At 71.6% G+C, this 25,983-nt stretch carries 25 protein-coding genes and 1 tRNA gene; 9 read left to right on the forward strand and 17 right to left on the reverse strand.

Annotated elements, in window-relative coordinates; genetic code table 11:
- Position 1 precedes the first annotated feature (1 nt).
- The 3 genes from ACFZBB_RS01090 to ACFZBB_RS01100 all read right to left on the reverse strand — a co-directional run bounded on the left by ACFZBB_RS01090 (position 2) and on the right by ACFZBB_RS01100 (position 3,041).
- Positions 2-2,005 (reverse strand): MMPL family transporter, encoded by a 2,004-nt coding sequence (locus ACFZBB_RS01090; RefSeq protein ID WP_391117462.1) that lies wholly within the window; start codon positions 2,003-2,005, stop codon positions 2-4.
- Positions 2,006-2,277: 272 nt separating this feature from the next.
- Positions 2,278-2,829, reverse strand: a complete 552-nt coding sequence (locus ACFZBB_RS01095) for a flavoprotein (protein ID WP_391116557.1) — start codon at positions 2,827-2,829, stop codon at positions 2,278-2,280.
- Between the two features lie 140 nt (positions 2,830-2,969).
- Positions 2,970-3,041 (reverse strand) — tRNA-Val (locus tag ACFZBB_RS01100).
- A gap of 149 nt (positions 3,042-3,190) precedes the next feature.
- Between ACFZBB_RS01100 and ACFZBB_RS01105 the strand changes: the two genes are divergently transcribed.
- Complete coding sequence (locus tag ACFZBB_RS01105; protein WP_391116559.1) at positions 3,191-4,432, forward strand: hypothetical protein; 1,242 nt, start codon at positions 3,191-3,193, stop codon at positions 4,430-4,432.
- 124 nt (positions 4,433-4,556) lie between these two features.
- Here the strand turns inward: ACFZBB_RS01105 and ACFZBB_RS01110 are convergent, their stop codons facing one another.
- Positions 4,557-4,790, reverse strand: a complete 234-nt coding sequence (locus ACFZBB_RS01110; RefSeq protein WP_391116561.1) for an FmdB family zinc ribbon protein — start codon at positions 4,788-4,790, stop codon at positions 4,557-4,559.
- Between the two features lie 98 nt (positions 4,791-4,888).
- On the opposite strand from ACFZBB_RS01110, the gene ACFZBB_RS01115 reads away from it, so the two are divergent.
- Together ACFZBB_RS01115 and ACFZBB_RS01120 are read left to right on the forward strand one after the other, a co-directional pair.
- On the forward strand, positions 4,889-5,128 hold the full coding sequence (locus tag ACFZBB_RS01115; RefSeq protein ID WP_391116563.1) for a hypothetical protein: 240 nt from the start codon (positions 4,889-4,891) through the stop codon (positions 5,126-5,128).
- Between the two features lie 103 nt (positions 5,129-5,231).
- Positions 5,232-5,768, forward strand: a complete 537-nt coding sequence (locus tag ACFZBB_RS01120) for a DUF4383 domain-containing protein (protein ID WP_391116565.1) — start codon at positions 5,232-5,234, stop codon at positions 5,766-5,768.
- 25 nt (positions 5,769-5,793) lie between these two features.
- Here the strand turns inward: ACFZBB_RS01120 and ACFZBB_RS01125 are convergent, their stop codons facing one another.
- The gene (locus ACFZBB_RS01125; protein WP_391116567.1) at positions 5,794-6,453 is read right to left on the reverse strand and encodes a class I SAM-dependent methyltransferase; all 660 of its coding nucleotides are present in this window, start codon (positions 6,451-6,453) and stop codon (positions 5,794-5,796) included.
- Positions 6,454-6,507: 54 nt separating this feature from the next.
- Between ACFZBB_RS01125 and ACFZBB_RS01130 the strand changes: the two genes are divergently transcribed.
- Positions 6,508-7,134, forward strand: a complete 627-nt coding sequence (locus ACFZBB_RS01130; protein WP_391116569.1) for a nucleoside/nucleotide kinase family protein — start codon at positions 6,508-6,510, stop codon at positions 7,132-7,134.
- A 455-nt stretch (positions 7,135-7,589) separates the two neighbouring features.
- Here the strand turns inward: ACFZBB_RS01130 and ACFZBB_RS01135 are convergent, their stop codons facing one another.
- From ACFZBB_RS01135 to ACFZBB_RS01145, 3 genes are all read right to left on the reverse strand, one after another.
- Positions 7,590-8,408 (reverse strand): HAD family hydrolase, encoded by an 819-nt coding sequence (locus ACFZBB_RS01135; protein ID WP_391047340.1) that lies wholly within the window; start codon positions 8,406-8,408, stop codon positions 7,590-7,592.
- Positions 8,405-11,011, reverse strand: a complete 2,607-nt coding sequence (locus ACFZBB_RS01140) for a phosphoribosyltransferase domain-containing protein (protein WP_391116571.1) — start codon at positions 11,009-11,011, stop codon at positions 8,405-8,407. The genes ACFZBB_RS01135 and ACFZBB_RS01140 overlap by 4 nt, the downstream gene beginning before the upstream one ends.
- A 111-nt stretch (positions 11,012-11,122) precedes the next feature.
- Positions 11,123-12,289 (reverse strand): HpcH/HpaI aldolase/citrate lyase family protein, encoded by a 1,167-nt coding sequence (locus ACFZBB_RS01145; RefSeq protein ID WP_355349953.1) that lies wholly within the window; start codon positions 12,287-12,289, stop codon positions 11,123-11,125.
- A gap of 163 nt (positions 12,290-12,452) precedes the next feature.
- On the opposite strand from ACFZBB_RS01145, the gene ACFZBB_RS01150 reads away from it, so the two are divergent.
- Entirely contained in the window at positions 12,453-13,373 is a 921-nt protein-coding gene (locus tag ACFZBB_RS01150) for a TerD family protein (RefSeq protein ID WP_391116573.1), read from the forward strand.
- A gap of 27 nt (positions 13,374-13,400) precedes the next feature.
- Here ACFZBB_RS01150 and ACFZBB_RS01155 read toward each other — a convergent pair whose 3' ends face one another.
- The 6 genes from ACFZBB_RS01155 to ACFZBB_RS01180 form a co-directional block, all read right to left on the reverse strand.
- Positions 13,401-14,132: a Tellurium resistance gene (locus ACFZBB_RS01155; RefSeq protein ID WP_188285105.1), complete on the reverse strand. Its 732-nt coding sequence runs from the start codon at positions 14,130-14,132 to the stop codon at positions 13,401-13,403.
- 70 nt (positions 14,133-14,202) lie between these two features.
- Positions 14,203-15,378 carry a DUF475 domain-containing protein gene (locus ACFZBB_RS01160; RefSeq protein WP_391116575.1) on the reverse strand — a complete coding sequence of 392 codons (1,176 nt, stop codon included), beginning with the start codon at positions 15,376-15,378 and terminating at the stop codon, positions 14,203-14,205.
- A gap of 55 nt (positions 15,379-15,433) precedes the next feature.
- Positions 15,434-16,009, reverse strand: a complete 576-nt coding sequence (locus ACFZBB_RS01165) for a TerD family protein (RefSeq protein WP_355349942.1) — start codon at positions 16,007-16,009, stop codon at positions 15,434-15,436.
- A gap of 107 nt (positions 16,010-16,116) precedes the next feature.
- Positions 16,117-16,692, reverse strand: a complete 576-nt coding sequence (locus ACFZBB_RS01170) for a TerD family protein (RefSeq protein ID WP_188285108.1) — start codon at positions 16,690-16,692, stop codon at positions 16,117-16,119.
- 108 nt (positions 16,693-16,800) lie between these two features.
- The gene (locus tag ACFZBB_RS01175; protein ID WP_391116577.1) at positions 16,801-17,283 is read right to left on the reverse strand and encodes a redoxin domain-containing protein; all 483 of its coding nucleotides are present in this window, start codon (positions 17,281-17,283) and stop codon (positions 16,801-16,803) included.
- Between the two features lie 199 nt (positions 17,284-17,482).
- Positions 17,483-17,923 carry a DUF3052 domain-containing protein gene (locus ACFZBB_RS01180; protein WP_188285110.1) on the reverse strand — a complete coding sequence of 147 codons (441 nt, stop codon included), beginning with the start codon at positions 17,921-17,923 and terminating at the stop codon, positions 17,483-17,485.
- Positions 17,924-18,334: 411 nt separating this feature from the next.
- Between ACFZBB_RS01180 and aceE the strand changes: the two genes are divergently transcribed.
- On the forward strand, positions 18,335-21,082 hold the full coding sequence (aceE, locus tag ACFZBB_RS01185; protein WP_391116579.1) for a pyruvate dehydrogenase (acetyl-transferring), homodimeric type: 2,748 nt from the start codon (positions 18,335-18,337) through the stop codon (positions 21,080-21,082).
- A gap of 133 nt (positions 21,083-21,215) precedes the next feature.
- Here the strand turns inward: aceE and ACFZBB_RS01190 are convergent, their stop codons facing one another.
- Positions 21,216-21,482, reverse strand: coding sequence for a small hydrophobic protein (locus ACFZBB_RS01190; RefSeq protein ID WP_391116581.1), 267 nt, complete (start codon positions 21,480-21,482; stop codon positions 21,216-21,218).
- Between the two features lie 404 nt (positions 21,483-21,886).
- On the opposite strand from ACFZBB_RS01190, the gene ACFZBB_RS01195 reads away from it, so the two are divergent.
- From ACFZBB_RS01195 to ACFZBB_RS01205, 3 genes are all read left to right on the forward strand, one after another.
- Entirely contained in the window at positions 21,887-23,053 is a 1,167-nt protein-coding gene (locus tag ACFZBB_RS01195) for an alpha/beta hydrolase (RefSeq protein WP_391116583.1), read from the forward strand.
- 76 nt (positions 23,054-23,129) lie between these two features.
- A complete protein-coding gene (locus tag ACFZBB_RS01200) occupies positions 23,130-23,483 on the forward strand; it encodes an MmcQ/YjbR family DNA-binding protein (RefSeq protein WP_391116585.1) in 354 nt (117 codons plus the stop codon).
- A gap of 38 nt (positions 23,484-23,521) precedes the next feature.
- On the forward strand, positions 23,522-24,274 hold the full coding sequence (locus tag ACFZBB_RS01205; protein ID WP_391047353.1) for a DUF4429 domain-containing protein: 753 nt from the start codon (positions 23,522-23,524) through the stop codon (positions 24,272-24,274).
- Positions 24,275-24,343: 69 nt separating this feature from the next.
- Here ACFZBB_RS01205 and ACFZBB_RS01210 read toward each other — a convergent pair whose 3' ends face one another.
- Entirely contained in the window at positions 24,344-25,366 is a 1,023-nt protein-coding gene (locus ACFZBB_RS01210) for an aldo/keto reductase (protein WP_391116588.1), read from the reverse strand.
- Complete coding sequence (locus ACFZBB_RS01215; RefSeq protein ID WP_391116590.1) at positions 25,366-25,875, reverse strand: MerR family transcriptional regulator; 510 nt, start codon at positions 25,873-25,875, stop codon at positions 25,366-25,368. Before ACFZBB_RS01215 ends, ACFZBB_RS01210 begins: the two co-directional genes overlap by 1 nt.
- Between the last annotated feature and the right edge of the window lie 108 nt (positions 25,876-25,983).

Here is a 25,983-nt window from a genome sequence, read left to right on the forward strand (position 1 = left end):
CTCACCCCCGGTCGCCCGGCGCCGGGCGGCTCAGGGCGCCGGGCCACCAGACCCGGCGGCGCAGCAGCAGCGCGGCCGAGGTCACCAGGAAGGTGCGGACGAGGAAGGTGTCGAGCAGGACGCCCACGGCGATGACGAAGCCGAGTTCCGCGAGCTGGACGAGAGGCATGTTCATCAGGACGGAGAAGGTCGCGGCCAGGACGACACCGGCCGAGGTGATGACGCCGCCCGTGGAGTGGAGCGCGCCGAGGGTGGCCCCGCGTGGCCCGGCGCCGTTGAGCGCCTCTTCGCGCATGCGGTGCATGAGGAAGATGCCGTAGTCGACGCCGAGGGCGACGAGGAAGACGAAGGAGAGCAGCGCGAGTCCGGGGTCGGTGCCGTGGAAGCCGAGAACCGGGCCGAAGACGAGGCCGCCGATGCCCAGGGCGGCGCCCCAGACGGCGACGACCGCGACGACGAGCAGCAGCGGCGCGACGAGGGACCGCAGCAGGAGGACGAGGATGAGCAGGACGGCGGCGAGGGTGATCGGGATGACGATGCCGCGGTCGCGCTGGTTGGTGTGCTGGAGGTCGAACTGCTGGGCGCTGGGGCCGCCGACGTAGGAGCCGGGGAGACCGGTGCGCAGGGCCTTGATGGTGGCGGTCTCGGCCGCGGTCTGCGGCGGCCCCGCGGTGGTGACGAAGAATTCGCTCCAGCCGTCGGCGGTGCGCCCGGCGCGTACGTCGGTGACGCCTCGGGTGGAGCGGGCGGTGGCCCGCGCGGCCTCGGCGCGGTCGGCGGGCGCGATGACGGCGACGGGACGGCTGCCCTGGTCGGGGTAGGCCGCGCCGAGGATCCGCATGGCGGTGATCGCGTCGGGCTCGCTGCTGAACATGTCCTGCTGCTTGACGTTGCCGGGCAGGTTGAGCACGCCGACGGCGAGGGCGCCGAGCAGCAGCACACCGCCGACGAGCACCGCGACCGGCCTGCGGCCGACGCCGTCGCCGATCGCGACGAAGGCGCCGCGCCGCCGCTTCGGCTCGCTGCCGTGGGCGGGGATCAGCGGCCAGAACACCCGGCGGCCGAGGACGACGAGGACGGCGGGCAGCAGCGTCACCATGGCGAGCAGCGCGCAGACGACCCCGACGGCGGCCGTCGGGCCCATGCCCCGGCTGCTGTTGAGGTCCGCGGCCAGCAGGCAGAGCATGCCCGCGGCGACGGTGCCCGCGGAGGCCAGCACCGCGGGCGCGGCTTTGCGCAGGGCGGTGCGCATGGCGTCGTACGGGCGCTCGATGCGGCGCAGTTCCTCGCGGTAGCGGGCCACGAGCAGCAGCGCGTAGTCCGTGCCGACGCCGAAGACGAGGATGGTCATCACACCGGAGCTCTGGCCGCTGACGGTGACGCCGAACGCCTGGTTGAGGCCGTAGGTGACCGCCATCGACAGTACGTCGGCGGCGCCCGCGCAGATCAGCGGGATCAGCCACAGCACGGGGCTGCGGTAGATGAGGATCAGCAGGACGGCGACGACGAGGACCGTGGTGTAGAGGAGCGGGCCGCCGAGCGCGCTGTAGACCTCGGCGCTGTCGGTGTCCAGGGCGCCCTGTCCGCCGACCTTCACCGTCAGCCCCGAGCCGCCCTTGGCGACGTCCCTGACCCCGTCCACGAAGTCGGTTCTGGCCTGGGAGTCCTGGTCCGGCGCCGTGGTCGACATCGGGTACATCAGCGTGGTGCCGTCCTTGGACGGCACGGCCCGCGGGGCGTCCCCGGTGAGCCGGTTCGTACGGGCGATCTCGGCGGTCTGCCGCGCGGCGGTGGCCCGGTCGGCCGCGGTGAGGCCACCGTCGCGGTGGTAGACCACGACGATGTCGGTCGTCTCGCCGCCGGGCAGCGACGCCTGGATCTTCGCCGCCCGCGTGGAGTCCGCGCTGTTCGGCAGGTAGTCCACGACGCTGTCGCGCTGGACGTCACCGAGCTTGGCGGACAGCGGTATCGCGACCGCCAGCACCCCGACCCACAGCGCGAGCATCAGCCACGGCAGCTTCCGCGCCCGGCCCCCGCCCTCCCGTGCCCCCGGCGGCGCGGCGCCCCCGTCACGTACCCCGCTGACCTGCTCCGCGGTCCTCATCCCGGCCTCCCCTTGCGACGAACGACTGATCGCCTCCATCGTCAAGGCGTGACAGCCACGGAACGTCGCGCCGGCGGCGGACATCGCCGTACCCCCGCGGGCGGTACGGGCCGCGCCGTTACGTCCACGGGAGTACGGACGCGGGCCGGTCGGCCGATGGCCCCGGCCCGGCGTCAGCGCAGGTGATCGGGGAGTGCCGCCTTCGCCGCCTCGAACAGCAGGGGCCAGGGGAAGTCGTCCGGGGCGTCCTGGCCGGGCGGGTGGGGGACGAAGCCGCCCTCGCCGTAGAGGACCCTCACCCCGGCCACGCGCAGCTCGTCGACCGACCGGTCGAAGGCGGGGTGCTGGGCGGTGGCGGTGTTCACGCACGGCATCGTCACCAGGGGGATGCCCCTGCCGATCGCCTCGGCCGCGACGCCGACGACGAAGTGATTGGTGAACCCGAGCGCCCACTGGTTGATCGTGTTGAAGGTGGCCGGCGCGACGGCGATCACGTCCGCGGGCGGCCAGACGTCCGGCTCACCGGGCTTCTTGTACCTGCTGCGCACCGGGTGGCCGGTCAGCTTCGTCAGCTTCTTCGTCCGGGTGAAGAGCCAGCCCGCGGCGGCGGGCGTCAGACCGAGGCAGACGTCCCACCCGGCTCGTCGCGCGCCCTCGACGACCGAGGCGATATCGAGTACCGGGGGTGCGGCCGAGCCGAACAGATAGAGCACGGGGCGCGTCATGACCCCACCCAACCCCGACCGTGACGGGCCACGCAACCGCCCCCGGCCGCCGCGCACGGGCCGGGGGACGGAACACGGGACAGGACAGGAAGAGGCCCCTGTCCAAGGACGCTGGACAGGGGCCCGGGGTCTTCCGAGGGTGGGCGTGGACGGTTTCGAACCGCCGACATCCGCCTTGTAAGGGCGGCGCTCTACCACTGAGCTACACGCCCTCGGTGAGTTCGACGTCACAGGTTACCCTGCCCTGGGGCGTGATCAGCAACCACGGGGCCGTGGGGACCGGGCGGTGTGTTCGGGGCGGCCTGGTGGGAGGATGGGTCCGACGGTGGTCGGCGGCGATCTGCGGGGAGAGAGTGTCACGGTGACGACGGCACGTTCGTGGTGGCGACGCGGCGACAATCACCGTGCGGAGGCGCAGGCGGCGAAGGACGCCGCGTCACAGGCGTTCTACGAGCTGGACACGGCGCAGCGCGATCTGGAGATCTCGATAGAGACGATCTCGGCGGTGGACGACTCCCCCGAGGCGCGCCGGGCGCTGGCCGGATTCCGGTCGCTGGGCGAGCGCATCGACCAGGTGAGCGCGGCCTACATCAACACCGTGGACGCGCACGACATCGACCGGGACGAGCTGGACGCGGGCACGGCGGCGCGGGCACGCACCGAGCTGACGAAGGCCAAGGACGAGCTGGACAGGGCCAAGACCGAGCTGGAGCGTTTCTCCGCGGGTCTCGCGCCGCTGCTCGGCAAGGCGGAGACGCAACTCGCCCGGCTGGCGCCCGCCGTGGAGCGGGCCAAGCAGTCGCTGCTGGCGGCGACGAACGCGCTGGACGGGGTCCGCGCGGTCGGGCTGAAGGCGGACGACCTCGCGGCCCGGCTGGCCGCGCTGGCACCCGAGCTGACCAGGCTGAACGAGGGCGCGAGCAAGCACGGGGTGCAGGAGACCGTCCAGCGGGCCGACGACGTGCGCCGCACGGCGGACGCGGTGCGGACCGAGGCGGAGCGGCTGCCCGAGCAGGCCAGGGAGATGGACAAGCGGCTGGTGTCGCTGCGCACGCGGGTGCAGGCGCTGGCGACGCGGGCCGAGGGCGTGGACCCGGTGCTCAGCGAATTGCGGCGGCGGTTCTCGCTGGCGTGCTGGCAGGATCTCCAGCAGGTGCCCGAGCGGGCCGCGCAGGCGGTACGGCAGGCGGAGACGGCGCTGGCCGAGGCGCGCAAGGCGCGGGACGAGCAGCGCTGGCCGGACGCCACATCACGGCTGGCGACGGTCAGGGCGCTGATGGACGACGTGGAGGGCGCGGTGTCCGCGGCCGGTGACCGGCTGCGGCAGCTCAACGAGGTGAGCAAGGACCCGAAGGGCGAGGTCGAGAAGACCCGCTTCGCGATCCGGGACGCGCAGCGGCTGGCCATGCAGGGGCGTTCGACGCCGGAGCCGCGGCACGCCCGCCCACTGGACGACGCGGTGGCACGCCTCGACCGCGCGGTGGCCGCGCTGGAGGGCAGGCACCCGGACTACTGGGCGTTCCTCACCGAGACCGCCGCGGTGCGCGAGACCGCGAACCGCGTGGTGGCCAACATCCGTGAGGACCGCGCGGCCGGGCGCTGAGCACCCCTGGCCGGTCTCCTGCTCCGGCGACCGGTCGTACGGCCGGACCGGCACACGTACGGCCGGACCGGCATACGTACGATCCGACCGCCGCCCGTACCGGCCCCCGTACCGTCCCATCCGTTCAGCTACAGCAGCCGCCACCGCAGCATCCGCCGCCGCCGCCGTTGCCGCTCGCCGGGGCGGGACCGGCCGACGAGGACGAGGACGACGAGGAGCCGACCGCGACCGTCGAGAGCAGCTTCACGGTGTCGTCGTGGCCCTTGGGACAGGCGGTCGGGGCGTCCGACTGGGACATCGGGCGGCGCAGCTCGAAGGTGGAGCCACAGGTCTTGCAGCGGTACTCGTAGCGAGGCATGGGCCCAGGGTAGCGGGGACGCGGCCCGCGGAGGGCGTTCCTCCACAGGTCACCCCGGCGCCCGGCGGCGCCGGGGTGACCTGTGGAGGATTCCGGCCATGACGAACGATCACGGCACGGCGGCCGATACGGGGGACGACCCGGCGGCCGATCCGCTCGACACCCTGGCCCTCCGGGGCGGCCCGATGTCGGACGCGGAGGTACGGGAGTACGAGGCGCGCCCGTACGCGCGTGACGGGGTCGCGGTACGGCGCTGGGACGAGCGGGCGAAGGTCCCCGACGCGCGCGTGCCGGACTTCGCGCGCTACCGCCCGCTGCTGGAAGCCCTGCGCCGCTAGGGCGTGTCCCGGGGTGACCCGCGCGGAGCGCCGGATTCCGGACCCCGGCCTATCCTGGAGGAGCAGCGGCCTCGATTCCCCTTCAGCGAAGGAGGCCGGTCATATGCGACTCGACGATCATCTGCCCGTGGACCACAAGCTGAGCCAGATGTACCGCTTCGGCGCCGGTCTGATGGGCCTGATCCTGGTCGTCTTCGGGATCCTCGGACTCCTCAACGGCGTGTCGTTCCTGTCCAAGGCGGGCGACCGGATCGCCGGGCTGAACTCCAACGGCGCGCTCAGCACGATCTCCATCGTCATCGGCGTGCTGCTCTTCGCCGGGATGGTGAAGGGCGGCAACTTCGCCTCGACCCTCAACATCGTCGTCGGCGTCGCCTTCCTGCTCAGCGGGTTCGTCAATCTCGCCCTGCTGGACACCGGCAGCAACCTTCTGGCGTTCAAGATGTCGAACGTGCTGTTCAGCTTCGCGGTCGGCGTGATGCTGATGTTCTTCGGCATGTACGGGCGGGTGACCGGCGGACTGCCGCACGACAATCCGTACTGGCGCAAGCGCCACCCCCAGCAGGCAGCCCGCGAGGAGGAGGCCCGGGCGGCGGTGGCCACCCGGCGGCCGCCTCCGCGCGGACTGCCGCAGCACTGACCCCGTGCCTGCCCTGCCGGAGTGACTACTTCTTACGGGCCAGCGTCAGGCCGTCCGCGACGGTGAGCAGGACGTCGTCCACCCGGTCGTCCGCGCGTACGTGGTCGTTGAACGCGCGGATGGCCGCGGCGCCGCCGGTCGCGTCCTCGTCCACGACCTCGCCGTGGAAGAGGGTGTTGTCGACGACGAGCAGGCCGCCGGGGCTCATGCGCGGCACCAGTTCCTCCCAGTAGTCGGTGTAGGACCCCTTGTCGGCGTCCAGGAACACCAGGTCGATCCACTGGCCGCCGGGCAGCGCCTTGAGCGTGTCGATGGCCGGGGCGATCCGCAGGTCGACGCGGTCGGCGACGCCCGCCTTGGCCCAGGCGTCCTGGCCGACGGCGGTCCACTCCTCGGAGACGTCGCAGGCGATGAGCCTGCCGTCGGCGGGCAGGGCCTGGGCCATCGACAGGGTCGAGAAGCCGGTGAAGGTGCCGACCTCCACGATCTGCTTGGCGCCGGTCAGGCGGACGAGGAAGGCCAGCAGCGGGCCCTGCTCCTCCGCGGTCTGGAGCCCGGCCACATCGGCGAGGCGGGCGTGCGTGGTCTCGACCAGTTCCCGCTGGACGGCGTCCAGCGGCGGGTTGTGCTCGAGGACGTATCCGTAGAGCTCGGGTGTGAGCTGCGGGTTCTTCGTTTCGGACAAGGGTCTTCTCCCTGGTGCGGCGCTCAGGGCCCGTACGGGCCCTAGGGTGACGGAATGCTCGTGGATGACGCGGTCGCCTTGGTGCCCAGCATTCCAGGCCGGAGGGCTCTGCTGGGGCTGGCGGGCGCCCCGGCCGCCGGGAAGTCGACTCTCGCGCGGCGGCTGGTGTCCGGGGTGAACGACCGGGTGGGCGCGGGGACGGCCGCGTATGTGCCGATGGACGGGTTCCATCTGTCCAACGCGCAGTTGGACCGGCTGGGGCTGCGGGACCGCAAGGGCGCGCCCGAGACGTTCGACGTGGACGGCTACGTCCACCTGCTGCGGCGGTTGCGCGGTGACCGTCAACACCCGGTCTACGCGCCCGACTTCGACCGGCGCCTGGACGAGCCGGTGGCCGCCGGGCTGGTCGTCGCGCCCGGTGTCCGGCTCGTCGTCACCGAGGGCAATTACCTCGCCGACGACGGCGCCGGTTGGGAGCAGGTCCGTGACCTGCTGGACGAGCTCTGGTACGTCGACGCGCCGCGTCTGCTGCGTGAGCGGCGGCTGCTGCGACGGCACGTGCGCGGGGGCCGCAGCGAGCTTGAGGCCCGGGCCTTTATCGCTGCGAGCGAGCGGCCCAACGCGCGACGCATAGAGCGCTCCCGCGCCCATTGCACCCGGGTGGTGGCCCCGGGGCACTGACCCCGGGGCCCCCGAGGCGGTTCCTCTCCGCCGGGGCGCCGGCCACGCGCTTTTTTTGGGCGCGGGGAACTGCGCGCTCAGCCACGGCGGTGGCGCGCCTTCGAAAACCGGCCCCAGCGGGGCAGACGCCGTTGTGTTCGGGCTGACAGCCCGGCGGGGGCTGGTCGCGCAGTTCCCCGCGCCCCCGAAAACACGCCCTGCGCAACGCCAGCGCACCAGCCCCGCGCCCCCGAAAACACGCCCTGCGCAACGCCAGCGCACCAGCCCCGCGCCCCCAAAAACAGGCCCTGCGCAACGCCAGCGCACCAGCCCCGCGCCCCCAAAAACAGGCCCTGCGCAACGCCAGCGCACCAGCCCCGCGCCCCCGAAAACAGGCCCTGCGCGACGGCAGCGCGCCTGCTGTGTGCCCCTGAAAACAGGGCCCTGGGCCAGGCTGGCCCTGCGCGGGGGCGGCGTTAGAGGGCGTTGCGCATCCGCAGGATGATCTCTTCGCCGGCGGCGACGCCGACCGTGGGGAGGCCGGTGACGTGGGGGGCGGTCCAGCCGGAGTCGGCCAGCTCGCCGTGGCCGGGGCGCCAGCCCTCATCGGCGGCGAGGAGCAGATCGGCGTCGAGGAGGGAGTCGCCGGCGGCGAGGACGCGGTCGGCGCCGGTGCGGCGGACGACCTCGGCGAGGGCGGCGGACTTGCTGAGCGGCAGCGGCACGGCGTAGATCTTGCGGCCCTGGAGGGAGACGGTCCAGCCTCGGGGTTCGGCCCAGGCGGCGAGTTCCTTGACCCAGCCGGCGGGGAGGCGTTCGCGGTCGACCACGAGGTAGGCGAAGAGGTCTTCGGCGATGCGCTCCTTGCGCAGCCACGCGGGGTCGGCGGTGGCGGCGAGGTGGGCGCGTACCTCGTCCAGCGGCGCGGAGCCGTCGGCGAGACGGCGGCGGATCTCGGCGTTCCAGTCGTGGTCGGTGCGGCCGTCGACCAGGAGGTGGCCGCCGTTGGCGCAGATGGCGTACCGCGGCTGGGGTCCGGGCAGGCTGATCCGGCGGTACTGCTTGCGGGTGCGGGTGGTGGAGGGCACGAACTGCCCGGCCTCCGCGGCGAGTCGGACCAGCAGTGCCGCGGCGGTCTCGGTCATGTAGGACAGCGGCTTGGCCTCGTGCACCTCGACGCAGAGCAGGCGCGGCGCGTGCTCGTCGGCCATGGTGAGGGCGAGCGCCGCGGTGGAGTAGATCAGGGTGCGGTCGAGGTCGCTGGCGACCAGCGTGCGGTTCTGACGGGTACTCACTTCGCGTCCACCGCCTTGCCGTCGGTCCCGGTGGCCCCTCGGGTGTAGCGGGGGTGGATGAGACCCACGCAGGAGTACGGCAGCCCGTCCACCTCCTCGACCGGTACGCCGCGCTGTGCGGCCAGCAGGCGGACGTGGTCGAGGTCGGCGCCCACGCCGCGCTGGGCGAGGATCTTCCAGGGCACCCGCCGCAGCAGCACGCGGGTGGTCTCGCCGACGCCGGGCTTGACGAGGTTCACGTCGCCGATGCCGTACTCCTCGCTGATCCGCTCGACCGCGGCCCAGCCCGCCCAGGTGGGTGAACGGTCGGCGGAGCGCAGCGACTTGACGTCCTCGGCGACGGCGTCGCCGACCCGGTCGAAGGCGGCGCTGACGGTGTCGAGGAAGAGCCCGGAGACATCGGCGCCCGCCAGCTCGCGGTAGAACTTCGCGCCGTGGAAGTCGTCGGGCCCGGTCAGGTCGGCGCGCAGCACGGTGCGCGAAATGAGGCCGGAGACCGTGGAGTTGAGGCACGCGGAGGGGATCAGGAAGTCGTCGCGGGTGCCGTAGGTGGACACGCAGCCGCCGGGGTCGGCGAGCACCGCGATGTCCGGGTCGAAGACGCCTTCGCCGTCGAAGTCCTTGACGGCTTCGGCCAGTTCGCGGGTGATGGCGCCCTTGCCCGTCCAGCCGTCGACGAACACGGCGTTCGCCGCGTCGTGGTGGGCGGCCAGCCAGCTCAGCGCGTTGCGGTCGATGCCTCGGCCGCGGACGATGGAGACGGCGTAGTGCGGCAGGTCCAGTCCGTGCGCGTGCCGGGCCCAGCGGCGCATCAGCACGCCGACCGGGGTGCCCGCGCGGGCCAGCGAGACCAGGACGGCGTCCGGGCCGCGCTCGGCGAGCACGAGTTCGGTGACGGCGCCGACCGCGCGCGCGATGCGTTCGGCGGAGCCGTCGAGGGCGGCCTTGAACAGGTCCTGGTATGCGGCGCTCGGCTGGTACTCGACGGGCAGCGACTCGGCGTAGTGCGCGCCGCCGCTCTGGATGGCCTCCTCGCGCTCCTCGGTCGGCGCTTCCAGCTCGACCTCCGACAGGTCCTTGAGCAGCCAGCCGACCTCGTCCGCCGCGTACGACGAGAAGGCGGGGCCGCGCAGGGGCTCGGGCAGCGGTCGGGCGGTGGCGCTCACAGGGGCGGGGCTCATCGGGGCGGCGTGTCCGTTCGGTCGGGGACGGGACTCGGCTCCAGCGGTGAGCCGGGACCGCAACCGGGCGTGCAGCCGGGGCCGCGGCCGGTAGGTGGGGACGACGGCGACCAGTACGCGGTCGGTGTGCGCGGCGAGCTGGGCGATCAGGCCGCCGGGCCCGTACAGCTCGGGGGTCTCGCCCGCGGAGTCGATGACGCAGACGACCGCGTCGAAGCCCGCGCCCGCCACGTTGTACGCGTACCGGTCGCCGGGGCCGTCGCTGGGCTCGTCGTGGGCGGGGAAGACGATCCGGCTGCGGATGGCGTAGCCGGGGTCGTCGACGGCCAGCACCGGCGAGCGGGTGGTGGTGGAGTAGCGCACGTCGAGGGCGCCGCCTGGGGCCGTCTCCGAGCCCTCAGGGCCCGTGTCCGCTCCGGCGGTGTGCCGCCGCAGGCTCTCCAGGCCCGTCCCCGCTCCGGCGGCGGTGTGCCGCCGCAGCGCCTCCGCCAGCCGCAGCGGGGCGTACATCAGCTCCTCGTTGCCGAGGACGAGGACGCGGCGGGCGCCGGGCGGTAGCGCGGCGGCCAGCCGCTGTCCCATCGCGGGCAGCGCGGCCTCCAGGGCGGCGCGGTGCTCGGGCAGGAAGCCGTGCCTGCCGCCGTCCGGCACCCCGGCCGGCCAGTCCAGCTCGACGTGCGTGAGGTCGTAGTAGTCGGCGGGCGCGGGCGGCGGCGTCTCGTGGGCGGCCACCAGGGCCTGTCCGCGCTCCAGCACGCCCTCGGGGAGCGTGACGGCGCCCGCGACCAGTGCGACGACGTCCACGCGGGCGCCGAGCTCCGCCGCGAAGTCCTCCAGCCGCGCCTGGTCGGCGGCGGACCGCATATCGGTCAGGGCGACCACCACATACCGCTCGCGCGGGTGGCGTCCATGCAGGTCACGGATGGTGTTGAGGATGGTCTGGCCGGTGGAGAACTCATCGTCGACCAGGACGAGCGGGCCGCTGCCCGCCAGCAGCGCCGGGTCCTCGGGGAGCAGCAGGTGCCCGGTGGCGTGGCTGTGCTCCTCCTGGAAGCCGCCGCCCGCCGCGACGCCCGCGACCTCGCGCCGGGTGGAGTGCAGGTACGGCACACCGCCGACGCCGTCGGCGACGCAGTGCCCGAGCCCTGTCGCGGTCTCGGCGTAGCCGAGGACCACGGCGTCGGCGACCGCGTCCGGGCCGAGCAGGTCGCGGACCCGCTCGCCGAGCGCGTACGCGGAGCCGTAGACCGCGCGCGGGTCCTGCGGGACGTGCTTGCCGAGGATGTTGGAGACCAGCAGGTGGGCGCGCTTGGGGTTGCGGCGCAGCGCGAGGCCGAGCACTCCGTGCAGGCCCTCGCCCACCAGGCCGATGCCCAGCCGGTCCGCGACCCACTGGCCCGGCCAGGGCGTGTGCGTTGCCATGCGGTGCTTCTCTTCCGTTCGGTGCGAGCGCGGCGCGGGGGCCGTGCTCAGGGCTGGGCGCGGCGCCTGGCCGTGCTCAGGACTGCGCTGGAGGCTGTTCCGGGACCGCGCTCAGGACTGCGGCAGGCTCGCCGCGAGCAGTTCCACGAAGCCGATGTCCTCCTGGGCGACGCCGAAAACCTCGGCGCGGCGCATGGTGCGCTCCGCCCAGGCGCGGTGCGGCTTCACCTCGTTCATCTTGTTGGTGTACGCGGACCGCATGACGCCGCCGCCGGAGCGGTCCTCGTCGAGTATGTCGGCCGCGTCGCAGAACTCCTCGTGCGTGACGACGCTCAGCGCGTGCACGACGGGCACGTGGGTGGGGTGGATGCAGGTCTTGCCCTGGAGGCCGTTGGCGCGGTCCAGCTCGATCTCGCGGAGCAGTCCGTCCATGTCGCGCTCGATGAGGGTGTCGCGCAGGTCCTCGGCCTCGGGGGTGAAGGGGCTGCGGCGCAGTTGCGGCTTGAACATCCGCTCGTGGTGCCTGAAGTACTCCCAGACCGGTCCCGTCACGGTGAAGCCGCTGCCGTCCGCGCGGCCGAGGACGTTGACCACGTCGGCGATCACCGAGGCGACGATCTGTACGTCGTAGGCGGTCATCGCGGGGGCGCGGCGCAGGCCGTAGGAGGAGCAGAAGTCGGTGACGCCCAGGCGCAGGGCGAGCACCCGCTCGCGGTATTTGTCGACCGTCCTGGATATCCCGTAGAGCGTCTCGACCCGGCTCTCCAGGTGCAGGAGCTGCGGGGACTCCAGTACGGGCATGGCGAAAAGCCGCCGTCCGCTGGCGGCCTCCGCGTGGGCCATGGCCTCCAGGAACGGGACGCCGGTCTCCTCGGTGAACTTGGGCAGCACGAATCCGGACAGCAGTTCCACGGTGCCGCCGAGCCGCGTCACCAGGTCGGTGATCTGCGCGGGCGTGCGGACCCGGATGAACAGCAGCGGAAGCGCCGCCTCCGGCCGGGTCGCGAGATCGGCGAACTGTCGGACGAGATTGGCCTCACCTGCGACGACGTCGCGGTCGTCGATGGAGTCCTCCAGGCACAGGACCATCGACACCACACCCCGGGCGGCCTGCTTCACCACGTCGTCCGCGAGCTGCGGGCGGGTGGCGGGGCTGTAGAGGGTGGCGCCGAGGGCGACCGCGAGCATGCGTGCGGGCGAGTCGGCAGTGAACTCCTGCGGCTCGCGGTGAAACAGTTCGCTCCTGGCTTCAGGAGCGAGGTGCCCGAAGTGTCGCATACGCCCCATTTCGAGGTAGTGAGCCCGATGATATCTGGCCGATTATCGTACGTGCGAGCATGGGGTAGAGGTTCCCTCCACACGTGAAAAACAGGTAACCGCGGCGGGTCCACCGCGTGACCGTCACGCCCGGCGTTGTGGCGCACGCCACGGGGAGGGCAGGATGACCGGTATGACGCACGTGATGGTGAAGGGCTCGAACACCCCACTGGACGCCCCCGGAATCCGGGCGGTACTGCGCTGGACCCCGGCGTCCGGCTCCCCCGATGTCGACGCCTCCGTGCTGCTGCTCGGTTCCAACGGCAAGGTCCGTTCCGACGCCGACTTCGTCTTCTACAACGAACCGCGCCACCCCTCGGGGCTCGCCCGTCACCTGCCCAAGAAACGCGTCTCCGGCAGCCTGACCGACACCGTCGAGGTCGACCTGGCCGCCCTCGGCTCCGACGTGGACCGCGTCGTGATCGTCGCCTCCTGCGACGGCGGCCCCTTCGCGCAGGTCCAGGACCTGTGCGTGCTCCTCTACGACACCACGGGGCCGCAGCACGCCCCCGTCATCACCTTCGAGGTGCGCCCCGACACCGGCTACGAGACCGCCCTGAACTGCGGCGAGATCTACCGCAAGGACGGCGGCTGGAAATTCCGCGCCCTGGGCCAGGGGTACGACACCGGTCTGGTCGGCGTGGCCACCGAATTCGGCATCGCGGTGGACGACGTCGAGGGCGGCGACTCCGACCGCACCGCCGTACCGGCCACGACCGCGCCGCCCACCGTCTCCCCGGCGGCGCCACCCACGGCCGGGCCGGTGTCCCAGCAGACCGCACCGTACGCCCAGGAGCCGGAGCCGGCGCCCACCAGTGCGTACGGATACCCGCTCCAGGCCCCCTCGCCCGGCCACGTGCCCGCACAGCCCGCCTACGGCTACCCGCAGCCCGTGGCGGCCACCACGGCCCCTCCGGTCCACCAGCAGCCGCAGCAGGGCTACCCGGCGTACGGCTACCCGCAGCCGGTGGCCGCCGCTGCCGCCGCCAACGACGGCAGCTTCCAACTGCCGCCGCAGGGACCCCAGTTCCAGTCGGGCAGCTGACCCGCGCGGACAGCCCGCCGGACGCGGTCAGACCTTGGACTTGTAGCCGCGCCCCCACTGGAGGCCCCAGCCGTAGAGCCGGTCGATCTCGGCCTGGAAGCCGTAGACGTACCTGACCTCGCGGCGCACCACCAGCTCGCCCTTGCGGTTCTCGATCAGCACGACGGCGCACGAACGGGCCTGCGGCTCCCGCTCGTTGAGCGGGATCTCGATGCGCGGGCCCGAGGTCGGGAAGATCTCGACCTTCGCGTGCGTGCGGTCGAAGGCGGGCGTGCCGTCGTAGATGTAGACGAAGACCAGCAGCCGCCGGAATTCGTCCCGCTTGTCGAAGTTGATGTACAGCGTCTCGCCCGAGGTGCCGCCGAACCGGTCGTCGCCGCTCATCTGGATGTACGGCGGCGCGTCCAGGTCGCCCAGCAGATTGCCGAGCGGCTGGACAACTCCCTTGCTGCCGTCGGCCAGTTCGTACATGCAGGCCAGGTCGAGGTCGACATTGACCATGGCGGGTCCGGCCGCCTGCACCACGCGCGGTTTGAAGACGTCGATCTGGCGGCGGAAGAACCCGCCGTTGGAGGTGGCCCAGCCACCGGTGTCGGATGTCCGCATCGACCACGAGAGGTTGACCCGGAGGTTGCCGACGGCCGCTCCCTGCTTGGTCAGCGACACCATGGGGTGCCGCTTGGTGAGTTCCACGGTGTGCGCGTTCGCGACGTCGAACTGCTGCCCGCCGCTCGGCCGCAGAAAACTCCACCAGGCCATCTGCCCTCGCCCTCCCCTGACATGAGGCTGCCCCCGCCGGACGGCGGGGGCAGCGCTGGCGCGACCGGGGTCAGACCCCGCTCGCGACTTCCGCCTTGTCGTCGTCCTTGTCACCGTCCGGTTGCTCGGAGTCTTCCCCGAGTCGGCGGTTGCGTACCACCGAGGACCAGTACGAAGCGGCGATCAGCACCACGCCGACCAGACCGGTGATGACCTCACTGACGTCGTACTTGATCGTGACGAGCAGGATGACGGCCAGCGCGCCGATCGCGTAGTGCGCGCCGTGCTCCAGGTACACGTAGTCGTCCAGGGTGCCCTTGCGGACCAGGAAGACGGTCAGCGACCTGATGTACATCGCGCCGATGCCGAGACCCAGCGCGATCTCGAAGATGTCGTTGCTGACCGCGAAGGCGCCGACGACACCGTCGAAGGAGAAGGACGCGTCGATGACTTCGAGGTAGAGGAACATGAAGAACGCGGCCTTGCCCGCCAGGCCCACGACCTGTCCGGTGCTGACGCCGTTGCCGTCCTTCGCCGCGACGGGCTCCGCTCCACCCGCTTCCGCGCCGTCCTCGTCGTCGTCCTCCAGTCGCTCCTCGAAGAAGCTGGAGACACCGCCGACGATGAGATACGTGAGCAGGCCGCCGACGCCCGCCAGCAGGACCGTCTCGCCCTTGTCGATGGTGCCGTGACCGCCGTGCAGCGGGACGCCGGTGGCGACGGTGGTGGCGGCGACGAGCAGCGCGACCAGCGCGACCACGACGGAGAGCATGTCCAGCTTGCCGATCTTGGCCAGCGGCTTCTCCAGCCAGCCCAGCCAGGTGATCTCCCGCTCCTCGAAGATGAAGTCGAGGAAGATCATCAGCAGGAACATGCCACCGAAGGCGGCGATCGCCGGGTGCGCGCCGGTGACCAGCGCCTCGTAGCGGTCGTGGTCGTTGATCGCGACCTTGACCGCTTCCCACGGACTGAGCTTGGCCGTGATGGCGACGATGATGATCGGGAAGACGAGCCTCATACCGAAGACGGCGATCAGCACGCCGATGGTGAGGAACATCTTCTGCCAGAAGGCATTCATTTTGCGGAGAATGCCCGCGTTGATCACCGCGTTGTCGAACGAGAGTGAGATCTCGAGGACCGACAGGATCGCGACAATGGCCAGGCCCTTCCAGCCCCAGAGGACGCCGGCCAGGGCGAGGCCGGCGGCAGTGATGCCGAACGACCAGCCGAATGTTCTGAGGAGCACGAGCTACCTACCCATTTCCCTGATGATCACGAGGACCCCCGCGAGGTACGCGGCTTTACGAAACGTTGACCCCGAAGTCTAGGGCGATGCCGCGCAGTCCGGAGGCGTACCCCTGACCTACTGCACGGAACTTCCACTCGCCGCTGTAGCGGTAGAGCTCGCCGAAGATCATCGCGGTCTCGGTCGAGGCGTCCTCGGTCAGGTCGTAGCGGGCCAGTTCGGCACCGTCCGCCTGGTTGAGCACCCGGATGTACGCGTTGCTGACCTGGCCGAAGGTCTGGGAACGGGCGTCGGCGTCGTAGATCGAGACCGGGAAGACGATCTTGTCGACGCGCTCGGGGACGAGGCTCAGGTCCACCAGGATCGTCTCGTCGTCACCGCCGGTGCCGCCGACCAGTTCGTCGCCGGTGTGCTCGACGGAGCCCTCCGGGCTCTTGAGGTTGTTGTAGAAGACGAAGAACTCGTCTCCCAGGACCCGGCCGTTGCCGCAGAGCAGCGCGCTGGCGTCCAGGTCGAAGTCGGCTCCGGTGGTCGAGCGGGAACTCCAGCCGAGACCGATCTGCACCTTGGTGAGATTCGGCGCGGCCTTGGAGAGGGAGACATTGCCTCCCTTGGCGAGCGTGACGCCCATCGTGTTTCGTTCCTCCCCGTCGCAGGGTGTGCTGGGTGGGTCCTGGGTGCTGGGTCCTGGGTTCGCCAGGGACGGGCGGCGCCCGGTGGCCGGGCGCCGCACCGCGATCAGACGTTGACGCCGAAGTCCTGGGCGATGCCGCGCAGTCCCGAGGCGTAGCCCTGGCCGATGGCGCGGAACTTCCACTCCGCGCCGTGCCGGTACAGCTCACCGAAGACCATGGCGGTCTCGGTCGAGGCGTCCTCGGTCAGGTCGTAGCGGGCCAGCTCGCGCTGGTCCGCCGCGTTGAGCACCCGGATGTAGGCGTTGCGCACCTGGCCGAAGCTCTGCTGGCGGCTCTCGGCCTCGTAGATGGAGACGGGGAAGACGATCTTCGCGACATCGGCCGGGACACCGGCCAGATTCACGTTGATGACCTCGTCGTCGCCCTCGCCCTCACCGGTGAGGTTGTCACCGGTGTGCACCACGGAGCCGTCGGGGCTGGTGAGGTTGTTGAAGAAGACGAAGTGCGCGTCGGAGAGCACCTTGCCCTGGTCGCTGGTGAGCAGCGCGCTCGCGTCGAGGTCGAAGTCGTTGCCGGTGGTGGTGCGGGCGTCCCAGCCCAGACCGACGACGACGGCCGTGAGATTCGGCGCCTCCTTGGTCAGCGAGACGTTGCCACCCTTGCTGAGGCTGACTCCCACGAGTCCTCCCAAATCGGTTCGTGCGTGCTGTGTGCGTGGCGTACGCGTGCACAGATCCTGCGCTGGTGCCGGATCAACGTGCCGAGCTTAGTGACGGGTTCCCGAGGTCTACAGCGATTCGAGCGCCTTCGCGTAGTCGTGAAGATCGCGGGCGTCCGGCAGTCCGTTGACGACGGTCCAGCGCACGGTGCCCTCCTTGTCGATGACGAAGGTGCCGCGCAGGGCGCAGCCCTTGTCCTCGGCGAAGACGCCGTAGGCGCGGGAGGCGGTGCCGTGCGGCCAGAAGTCGGACAGCAGCGGGTAGTCCAGGCCCTCCTGATCGGCGAAGGCCCGCAGCGAGTGCATCGAGTCGCAGGAGACGGCGAGCAGTTGCACGTCCGCGTTCTGGAACGCGGGCAGTTCGTCGCGCAGCGCGCACAGCTCGCCGGTGCACACGCCGGTGAAGGCGAAGGGGTAGAAGAGCAGCACGACGTTCTTCCGGCCGCGGAAGTCGGCCAGCCGCACGGTACGGCCGTGCTGGTCGGGCAGGGCGAAGTCGGGTGCCGGGGCGCCGACCGCGGGGATCTCGTGGGCTGCGCTGATCTCGCTCATCGCGCGGGCGTCCCTTCTCGGGGAGGCGCGGGACCCGGCGCGGCCGTCGCGACCGCCGCAGGGCCGCGACACAGGGTGGGCCAAGCGCGCGGTTCCCCGCTCCCCCGAGGGGGCGCGGGGAACCGCGCGGCCAGCGTGTGACGGGCGGCGGACGGCCGCGGGGCGCAACCCCTGCGGCGGGCCGCCGATGCCGGGAAAGCTACCGCTTCCCCGCGCGGGCCGTCTTGGGTGTCACGAGACGGCTGCCGGTCCAGTCCTTGGCGGCGTTGACGCTGCTGGTCTGGGCGAGGCCCGCGGTCTGCGCGGCCTCTCCGATCTCGCTGGGCTCGACGTGGCCGTCACGCCCGGTCTTCGGGGTCATGAGCCAGATCGGGGCGCCGGGGTCGACCGTCGACGTGGCGTCGACGAGTGCGTCGGTGAGGTCGCCGTCGTCCTCGCGGAACCACAGCAGGACGGCGTCGGGCACGTCGTCGTACTCCTCATCGGCGAGCTCCTCGCCCGTGAGCTCCTCGATACCCTCTCGAAGCTCCTGGTCGCAATCCTCGTCGTACCCGAGCTCCTGGACCACCTGTCCGGGCTCGAAACCAAGCCGGCTCGCCGGGTTGGTCCGCTCCTCCGCGTGGTCCGCGGTCGCGCTCACGCTTTGCCTCCTGTCATGGGGAAAATCTGCCCGCGCCTGTGCGGGTTATTGGCGGTAGTCCACACGGGCTGGGCGGATCGCGCAAGTACCCGGCGTACGAGACCGTCGAAACGGTGACGATTCGACCGTGTCACCGCAACCCGCACACTCAATGGTGACGCACATCACGGCGGTTTGCCGGTGTTGTGCGTGATTGGAGCCGCGAGTCGGTCGTACGAGCGACTGGGCGTAGAGTTCAGGTTTGGCCTCCCCCAACCTCAGTCCGGGAGGCTCCCGGCCGACCACCGGCCCTGGAGCCGCGCGGCTCATGAGCTGCGGTTACCGCTCGGTAGAGATGACGTATCGAACGACGCGGTACACGATGGAGGCGGCGCGACCCAGCAGAGCTCCACCTAGCAGCGAAGGAACAGCGTGGCTTCCGGATCCGATCGCAACCCGATCATCATTGGCGGCCTTCCCAGCCAGGTCCCGGATTTCGATCCCGAGGAGACGGCGGAATGGCTCGACTCGCTCGATGCGGCCATCGACGAGCGCGGCCGTGAGCGGGCCCGCTATCTGATGCTCCGCCTCATCGAGCGCGCGCGCGAGAAGCGCGTCGCGGTGCCCGAGATGCGCAGCACCGACTACGTGAACACCATCGCCACCAAGGACGAGCCGTTCTTCCCGGGCAACGAGGAGATCGAGCGCAAGATCCTCAACGCCACCCGGTGGAACGCGGCGGTCATGGTCTCCCGCGCCCAGCGTCCCGGGATCGGCGTCGGCGGCCACATCGCCACCTTCGCCTCCTCCGCCTCGCTCTACGACGTGGGCTTCAACCACTTCTTCCGCGGCAAGGACGACGGCCTCGGCGGCGACCAGATCTTCTTCCAGGGCCACGCCTCCCCCGGCATCTACGCCCGCGCCTTCCTGCTCGACCGGCTGAGCGAGGCGCAGCTCGACGCCTTCCGCCAGGAGAAGTCGAAGGCGCCGAACGGCCTTTCCAGCTACCCGCACCCGCGGCTGATGCCGGACTTCTGGGAGTTCCCGACCGTCTCGATGGGCCTCGGCCCGCTGGGCGCGATCTACCAGGCCCGGATGAACCGCTACATGGAGGCGCGCGGCATCGCCGACACCTCCAAGTCGCACGTGTGGGCGTTCCTCGGCGACGGCGAGATGGACGAGCCGGAGTCGCTCGGCCAGCTCTCGATCGCCGCCCGCGAGGGCCTGGACAACCTGACCTTCGTGGTCAACTGCAACCTCCAGCGCCTCGACGGCCCGGTCCGCGGCAACGGCAAGATCATCCAGGAGCTGGAGTCGCAGTTCCGCGGCGCCGGCTGGAACGTCATCAAGCTGATCTGGGACCGCTCCTGGGACCCGCTGCTGGCCCAGGACCGCGACGGTCTGCTGGTCAACAAGATGAACACCACCCCGGACGGCCAGTTCCAGACGTACGCGACCGAGACCGGTTCGTACATCCGTGAGCACTTCTTCGGCGACGACCAGCGGCTGCGCAAGATGGTCGAAGGCATGTCCGACGAGCAGATCCTGCACCTCGGGCGCGGCGGCCACGACCACCGCAAGGTCTTCGCGGCCTACACGGCGGCCAAGGAGCACAAGGGCCAGCCGACGGTGATCCTCGCGCAGACCATCAAGGGCTGGACGCTGGGTCCGAACTTCGAGGGCCGCAACGCGACGCACCAGATGAAGAAGCTGACGGTCGACGACCTCAAGCGCTTCCGCGACCGGCTGCACCTGCCGATCACCGACCAGCGGCTCGACGAGGGCTACCCGCCGTACTACCACCCCGGCCGGAACTCCGAAGAGATCCAGTACATGCACGACCACCGCAAGGCGTGCGGCGGCTACGTGCCCACGCGCGTGGTGCGGGCCAAGCCGCTGCCGCTGCCGCCGGAGAAGACGTACGCGACCGCGAAGAAGGGCTCGGGCCAGCAGTCGATCGCCACCACCATGGCGTTCGTCCGCGTCCTGAAGGACCTGATGCGGGACAAGGAGATCGGCAAGCGATTCGTGCTGATCGCCCCCGACGAGTACCGCACCTTCGGCATGGACGCGTTCTTCCCGAGCGCGAAGATCTACAACCCGATGGGTCAGCAGTACGAGTCGGTCGACCGCGAGCTGCTGCTGGCGTACAAGGAGTCGCCGACCGGGCAGATGCTGCACGACGGCATCTCCGAGGCGGGCTGTACGGCGTCGCTGATCGCGGCGGGCTCGGCGTACGCCACGCACGGCGAGCCGCTGATCCCGGTCTACGTCTTCTACTCGATGTTCGGTTTCCAGCGCACCGGCGACCAGTTCTGGCAGATGGCCGACCAGCTCTCGCGCGGCTTCGTGCTGGGCGCGACGGCGGGCCGCACCACGCTGACCGGTGAGGGCCTCCAGCACGCGGACGGCCACTCGCAGCTCCTGGCCTCCACCAACCCCGGCTGCGTCGCGTACGACCCCGCCTTCGGCTACGAGATCGCGCACATCGTGCAGGACGGTCTGCGCCGGATGTACGGCGAGACCGCGGACGGCAAGCCGGGCGAGGACGTCTTCTACTACCTCACCGTCTACAACGAGCCGATCCAGCACCCGGCGGAGCCCGCGGACGTCGACGTGGACGGCATCCTCAAGGGCATCTACCGCTTCAAGACCGGCGAGGCCGGTACGATCCCCGCGCAGATCATGGCGTCGGGTGTCGCGGTGCCGTGGGCGGTCGAGGCGCAGCGCATCCTCGCCGAGGACTGGAACGTACGGGCCGACGTATGGTCCGCGACGTCCTGGAACGAGCTGCGGCGCGAGGCCGTCGCGATCGAGGAGCACAATCTGCTGCACCCGGAGGAGGAGCAGCGCGTGCCGTACGTGACGCGCAAGCTGTCCGGGGCCGAGGGGCCGTTCGTGGCCGTCTCGGACTGGATGCGGGCGGTGCCCGACCAGATCTCGCGCTGGGTGCCCGGCACGTACTCCTCGCTGGGCGCGGACGGCTTCGGCTTCGCGGACACCCGTGGCGCGGCCCGTCGCTTCTTCCACATCGACGCGCAGTCGGTGGTCCTGGCGGTCCTCACCGAGCTGGCCCGCGACGGCAAGATCGACCGGTCCCTGCTGAAGCAGGCCGTCGACCGCTACCAGCTCCTGGACGTGGCCTCGGCCGACCCGGGCGCGGCGGGCGGCGACGCGTAGTTCGGCTCCGCCCGGGGTTCGCCTCGGGTTCGCCTGGGCTCCGCACGACAACGGCCTCCGGGCCGAGAGGTCTCACCCTCTCGGCCCGGAGGCCGTTCGCACGCCCGCGCGGCGGCGGGCGGCGCGGGCGGGGCTACTGGGCTACGTAGAGCACCGCGATGAGTGTGTCGAGCGCGCCGAGGAACAGCGCGATCAGGGCCAGCAGGGGTTTGCGGCCGCTCCAGCGGCGGCCCATCGCGAGCCAGCCGCAGACGACCGCCACGGGGCCGAACACGATGCCCAGGACGAAGAAGCCCACGACCGAGCTGATGACTCCGATGATGCCGAGCCTGCCGCCGGTCCGCTCCACTTCGACTCGGGTGCCGCGGGAGCGTTCGGTCGTGGCGAAACGTCGAGCCATGGTTCCCTCCTCGGGGTCCCGTCCTCGGGTCCTGCCGGTTCCATTGCCCGCTGCGGCCGCCGCTATGCCGCGCGGAGGCCGTGTACCGGCCGCGTATCGCCTTGTGAGTGCCTTCCGGCGGGAGGCGGCCACCGGGGGTGCGTCCGACTGGCGGCAGGCGCGTAACCTCCGGTCAGATCATTCCGTTTCCAAACGTGATCTGACTCACCCTTGACCCGGCCACCCGTCCGGGTCTTCTACGCTGGACCGCGGAGCCGCGCCCAGGGACGCCGTTGTCCGACACGTACTGCCCCACAGCACCTGACGCCCCACCTCCCGCCCCCATATCCCCGCCGCCCGGTTGAACCCGGGACGAATCCGCGAGGCATCTGCGAGTGAGCCTTCTCGAAGCGCGACTGAGCCCCATGTCGATCCGCGCCCTGCTGGCCCTGTCGGTCGTCTTCATCATGCTGGCGACCACCGGCTGGACGGCGCTGCGCCCCGGCGGGGCCGGTGACCCGCGGGCCGCCGCCCTGTCGTCCTGGCGGCACGGCACCATCGCCTCGCACAAGCTGCCGGACCCCGACAGCGGCGCCCGGACGATCGCGCGCTTCTTCGCGTCGCTCACCGGCGGCCAGCGGCTCGCGCTCACCGAGCGGTACCCGCTGATCGTCGGCAATCTCAACGGAGCGCCGCTCACCTTGCGCTACCGGGCCAACCACGCGGCCATCGAGCAGGCCCGCACCGCGGAGACCGCGCGCTCGCACAGCGACCAGTTCACCGTGGCGGGCCGCATCGACGCGGCGCGGCGGGCCGCGCGCTACACCTCGCTGCTCAGCGGCCACCGGCAGATCCTCTCCTTCGACCCGACGGGCTCCGGCCGGGTCGCGGAGGTCTTCGGCGACCTGAAGGCCGCCAAGCGGGTCTCCGTCGTCGTCCCCGGCGTCGACACCAACCTGCTCACGTTCGAGCGCGCCACCAAGTCGTACGCGGCCCCGGTCGGCATGGCGACGGCGCTGTACGACGCGGAGCGCGCCGCAGACCCCGGCGTGCGGACGGCCGTGATCGCGTGGGCGGACTACACCACGCCGACGGGGCTCGGCCTGGACGCCTCGACGGGCAACATGGCCGAGCGCGGCGCCACCCGGCTGAACGCGCTGCTCAGCGCGTTGCCGCAGCACGCCGAGGTGTCGCTCTTCTGCCACTCCTACGGCTCGGTGCTGTGCGGGGTGGCCGCCCCCGACCTGCCGGGCCGCTCGGTCGCCGACATCACGGTCTTCGGCAGTCCTGGCATGCGCGTGCAGCGCGCATCGCAGCTCCACACGTCGGCGCACGTGTGGGCGGCGCGGGACAGTTCCGACTGGATCAGCGATGTGCCGCACCTGGAGATCGCCGGGCTCGGCCACGGCGCCGACCCGGTCAACGACTCCTTCGGCGCCCGGGTGATCAGCGCCGCCGGAGCCAGTGGGCACCCCGGCTACTTCGCGCCCGGCACCACCAGCCTGGCCAACTTCACGCAGATCGCCCTGGGCAACTACGCGGCGGTCGCCTGCCAGGACGCCGACGAGGGCTGCACCTCGGGGCTCGCCTGAGGGCCGGGCCGAGCCGCGACCCGTCCGGGGCGGGCTGCGGGGGCGGGCTGTCACAGGGCCGCTCTACGCTGGCCGCATGGCCACCTTCGAGGAGTTCGCGGACAGCGCCCTGGCGCTGCCGCGGGCGCACCGGCAGATCACCTGGGGCAGCGAGCACACCTTCCGGGTCGGCGAGAAGATCTTCGCCATGGGCAACCCCGACGGCGCCCATGTGTCGCTGAAGGCGTCCAAGGAGGATCAGGCCGAGCTGATCGCCGCCGACCCCGGCACCTTCTCGCCCGCCCCCTACGTCGGCCGCTTCGGCTGGGTGCGCGCCGCCCTGGACTCCGTCGACCCGGACGAGCTCGCGGAACTCCTCACCGAGGCCTGGCGCCGCACGGCTCCGCGCCGCCTGGTCAAGGAGTTCGACGAGGCCGCGGGACGCGCGTAGTTCCTGACGGGGTACCGCCAAGCGGGAGGCCGCTTACGATGGCCCGTATGGGTGATGTGCTGGCCGGAAACAACGCTGAATGGGAGTTCGAACCAGAAGCGGTGGTGATCCGGTACAGCAGAGGCGTACGGGGCGTGAGGTTTCTCCAGGCCCTCGGGGAACGCCGGATTCCGCATGAGGCGCTGGACGGGATCGAACTGCTGGACGGGCGGCGCGGCACCGTCGTCCTGCGGGCGCTGCCCAGGCCCGGCGCCGATCCGGTGATCGAGGCGGCCGGCGGCCAGCTCAAGGAGAGCGCGGACCCGTACCGTCTGGTGTTGCCCGCGCAGTCGCGCACGCTCGCGGAGTACTACCGGGACGAGCTGCGCCCCCTGCTCGGCCCCCAGGTGCGGCACAGCCTCGACGACGGCCCGGCGGAACGTTTCCTCGTGGCCCCACCTGCGGCGCCGCGCTCCTTCAAGGCGTACGACGCGAAGGCGCTGTTCGACGGCCGCACCGTCAGTTTCCGCTGGTTCTGGACGGGCGCGTCGTCCGCGAAGTGGAAAGCGGGCGACCAGAGCTTCCCGGTGGAACAGCTCAGCGGCCTCGACTGGCGCTCGCCCGAACTCCTCCACGGCCATCTGCGGCTGCTGCGCCGCGACGCCGACCGGCAGGAGCAGCCCGGCGAGGCCGACCAGGACCCGGCCGCCGTCGTCTTCGGCCTCGGCTACGGGCCCGTGCACGAGTCGCTGCCCTTCGCCGCGGCGGTGCTCGCGGCGATCAAGTCCGCCCGCGTACGGCCGCAGCCGTAGGGCGCGGTCGTACGCGGGCGGGTGGCGCCGGGGCGCGTCGTGCGGTGTCGTGTGGCTGAATCCGTACGGCTACTCGCGCGCCGCCGACGTACTGCTCATGTCCGGGTAGCGGTCGCCCGCCACCCGCGCGGCGATCGGTTCGAGCAGTTCCAGCTCGGCCGGGGTGAGCGTGATCCGGGTGGCCGCGGTGTTCTCCAGCACGCGGGCGGACTTGCGGGTGCCCGGGATCGGCACCACCGGCAGGCCGTGCACGGCGGCGCGCTGCTGCACCCAGGCCAGCGCGATCTGGCCGAGGGTCGCGCCGTGCGCCTCGGCGACGGCGCGGACCGGCGCCAGCAGGTCCGCGTTGCGCCGGGCGTTCTCGCCGGTGAAGCGCGGCTGGCTCTGCCGGAAGTCGCCGCTGCCCAGCTCGGTGGCCGCGTCGGTGAACGAGCCGGTCAGGAAGCCGCGGCCGAGCGGCGAGTACGGCACGAAGGCGATGCCCAGTTCGGCCGCCGCGCCGACCGCGGACTGCTCCACGTCCCGGCTGAACAGCGACCACTCCGACTGGATCGCGCTGATCGGGTGCACCGCGTGCGCCTCGCGCAGCTCCGCGCCGGTCACCTCGGACAGCCCCAGCCAGCGGACCTTGCCCTCCGTGACCAGCTCGCCCATCGCGCCGACCGACTCGCTCAGCGGGACCGCCGGGTCGCGCCGGTGCATGTAGTACAGGTCGATGACGTCCGTGCCGAGGCGGCGCAGGCTGCCCTCGACGGCCTGCCGGATGTACGGCGGGTCGTTGCGGATCGCCCGGTACGAGGAGTCGTCGCGCTTGCGCTCGTTGGCGAACTTCGTCGCCAGGACGATCTCGTCGCGGTGCGCCTTGACGAAGGGCGCCAGGAACTCCTCGTTGTCGCCGATCCCGTACATGTCGGCGGTGTCGTAGAGGGTGACGCCGACGCCCAGCGCCGTCTCCAGCGTCTCGCGGGCCGCGGCCTCGTCGGTGTCGCCGTAGAACTCGCTCATGCCCATGCAGCCCAGACCCTGGACACCGACCGCGGGTCCTTCGGTGCCGAGGGTCGTGGTGGCGATACGTGAGGTGTCGTCGCTCATCAGGCGCCTGTCCTTTCCTGCGCTGCGGGGTGCCGCACCGCGGGGGTCCGCGGGGCGGGGTCCTGCACGGTGGAGCACGCGTACGTGCTGATCTTGAAGTCGAGGACCGTCAGGGCGTCCTGGAGCTCGGCGATCCGCTGGAGCACGTCCAGCCGGGTGGACTCCAGCAGCGCCTGCCGGTCGGGGAACGTGTGGTGGCCGCTGCGCACCAGCTCGGCGTACCGGACCATGTCGGCGACCGGCATCCCGGTCAGCCGCAGCTTGCCCACGAAGGCCAGCCAGTCCAGATCGCGGTTGGTGAACCGGCGCTGGCCGGTGTGCGAGCGGTCCACGTGCGGCATCAGGCCGATCCGCTCGTACCAGCGCAGGGTGTGCGCGCTGAGGCCGGTGAAGGCGGCCACCTCGCTGATCGTGTACTGGTCCTGCCCGTCGGGCCGCAGGTGCCCGTCGTCATCCGCGCAGCTCGTCGTATTACTCGGTTTGCTCTTCGCCACCTGCACGACCGTCATACCCTCCACGCTAAGACCTTGGAGTGCACTCCAAGCAAGTGGGCTCCGCGCGCCGGGCCCGCTCTGATCCCGCCCCGGCCTCGCTCCGGTCCCGCCCCGAAGCGCGGC

Source organism: Streptomyces sp. NPDC008139 (genome assembly GCF_042957025.1).
GTDB lineage: Bacteria > Actinomycetota > Actinomycetes > Streptomycetales > Streptomycetaceae > Actinacidiphila.

Coding starts and splice junctions, on each gene's coding strand:
- ACFZBB_RS01090 (WP_391117462.1), bottom strand. CDS start 2,005: ATGCTCGCGCTGTGGGTCGGGGTGCTGGCGGTCGCGATACCGCTGTCC.
- ACFZBB_RS01095 (WP_391116557.1), bottom strand. CDS start 2,829: ATGACGCGCCCCGTGCTCTATCTGTTCGGCTCGGCCGCACCCCCGGTA.
- ACFZBB_RS01110 (WP_391116561.1), bottom strand. CDS start 4,790: ATGCCTCGCTACGAGTACCGCTGCAAGACCTGTGGCTCCACCTTCGAG.
- ACFZBB_RS01115 (WP_391116563.1), top strand. CDS start 4,889: ATGACGAACGATCACGGCACGGCGGCCGATACGGGGGACGACCCGGCG.
- ACFZBB_RS01120 (WP_391116565.1), top strand. CDS start 5,232: ATGCGACTCGACGATCATCTGCCCGTGGACCACAAGCTGAGCCAGATG.
- ACFZBB_RS01130 (WP_391116569.1), top strand. CDS start 6,508: ATGCTCGTGGATGACGCGGTCGCCTTGGTGCCCAGCATTCCAGGCCGG.
- ACFZBB_RS01140 (WP_391116571.1), bottom strand. CDS start 11,011: ATGGCAACGCACACGCCCTGGCCGGGCCAGTGGGTCGCGGACCGGCTG.
- ACFZBB_RS01145 (WP_355349953.1), bottom strand. CDS start 12,289: ATGCGACACTTCGGGCACCTCGCTCCTGAAGCCAGGAGCGAACTGTTT.
- ACFZBB_RS01150 (WP_391116573.1), top strand. CDS start 12,453: ATGACCGGTATGACGCACGTGATGGTGAAGGGCTCGAACACCCCACTG.
- ACFZBB_RS01155 (WP_188285105.1), bottom strand. CDS start 14,132: ATGGCCTGGTGGAGTTTTCTGCGGCCGAGCGGCGGGCAGCAGTTCGAC.
- ACFZBB_RS01165 (WP_355349942.1), bottom strand. CDS start 16,009: ATGGGCGTCACGCTCGCCAAGGGAGGCAATGTCTCCCTCTCCAAGGCC.
- ACFZBB_RS01175 (WP_391116577.1), bottom strand. CDS start 17,283: ATGAGCGAGATCAGCGCAGCCCACGAGATCCCCGCGGTCGGCGCCCCG.
- ACFZBB_RS01190 (WP_391116581.1), bottom strand. CDS start 21,482: ATGGCTCGACGTTTCGCCACGACCGAACGCTCCCGCGGCACCCGAGTC.
- ACFZBB_RS01195 (WP_391116583.1), top strand. CDS start 21,887: ATGTCGATCCGCGCCCTGCTGGCCCTGTCGGTCGTCTTCATCATGCTG.
- ACFZBB_RS01200 (WP_391116585.1), top strand. CDS start 23,130: ATGGCCACCTTCGAGGAGTTCGCGGACAGCGCCCTGGCGCTGCCGCGG.
- ACFZBB_RS01205 (WP_391047353.1), top strand. CDS start 23,522: ATGGCCCGTATGGGTGATGTGCTGGCCGGAAACAACGCTGAATGGGAG.
- ACFZBB_RS01210 (WP_391116588.1), bottom strand. CDS start 25,366: ATGAGCGACGACACCTCACGTATCGCCACCACGACCCTCGGCACCGAA.
- ACFZBB_RS01215 (WP_391116590.1), bottom strand. CDS start 25,875: ATGACGGTCGTGCAGGTGGCGAAGAGCAAACCGAGTAATACGACGAGC.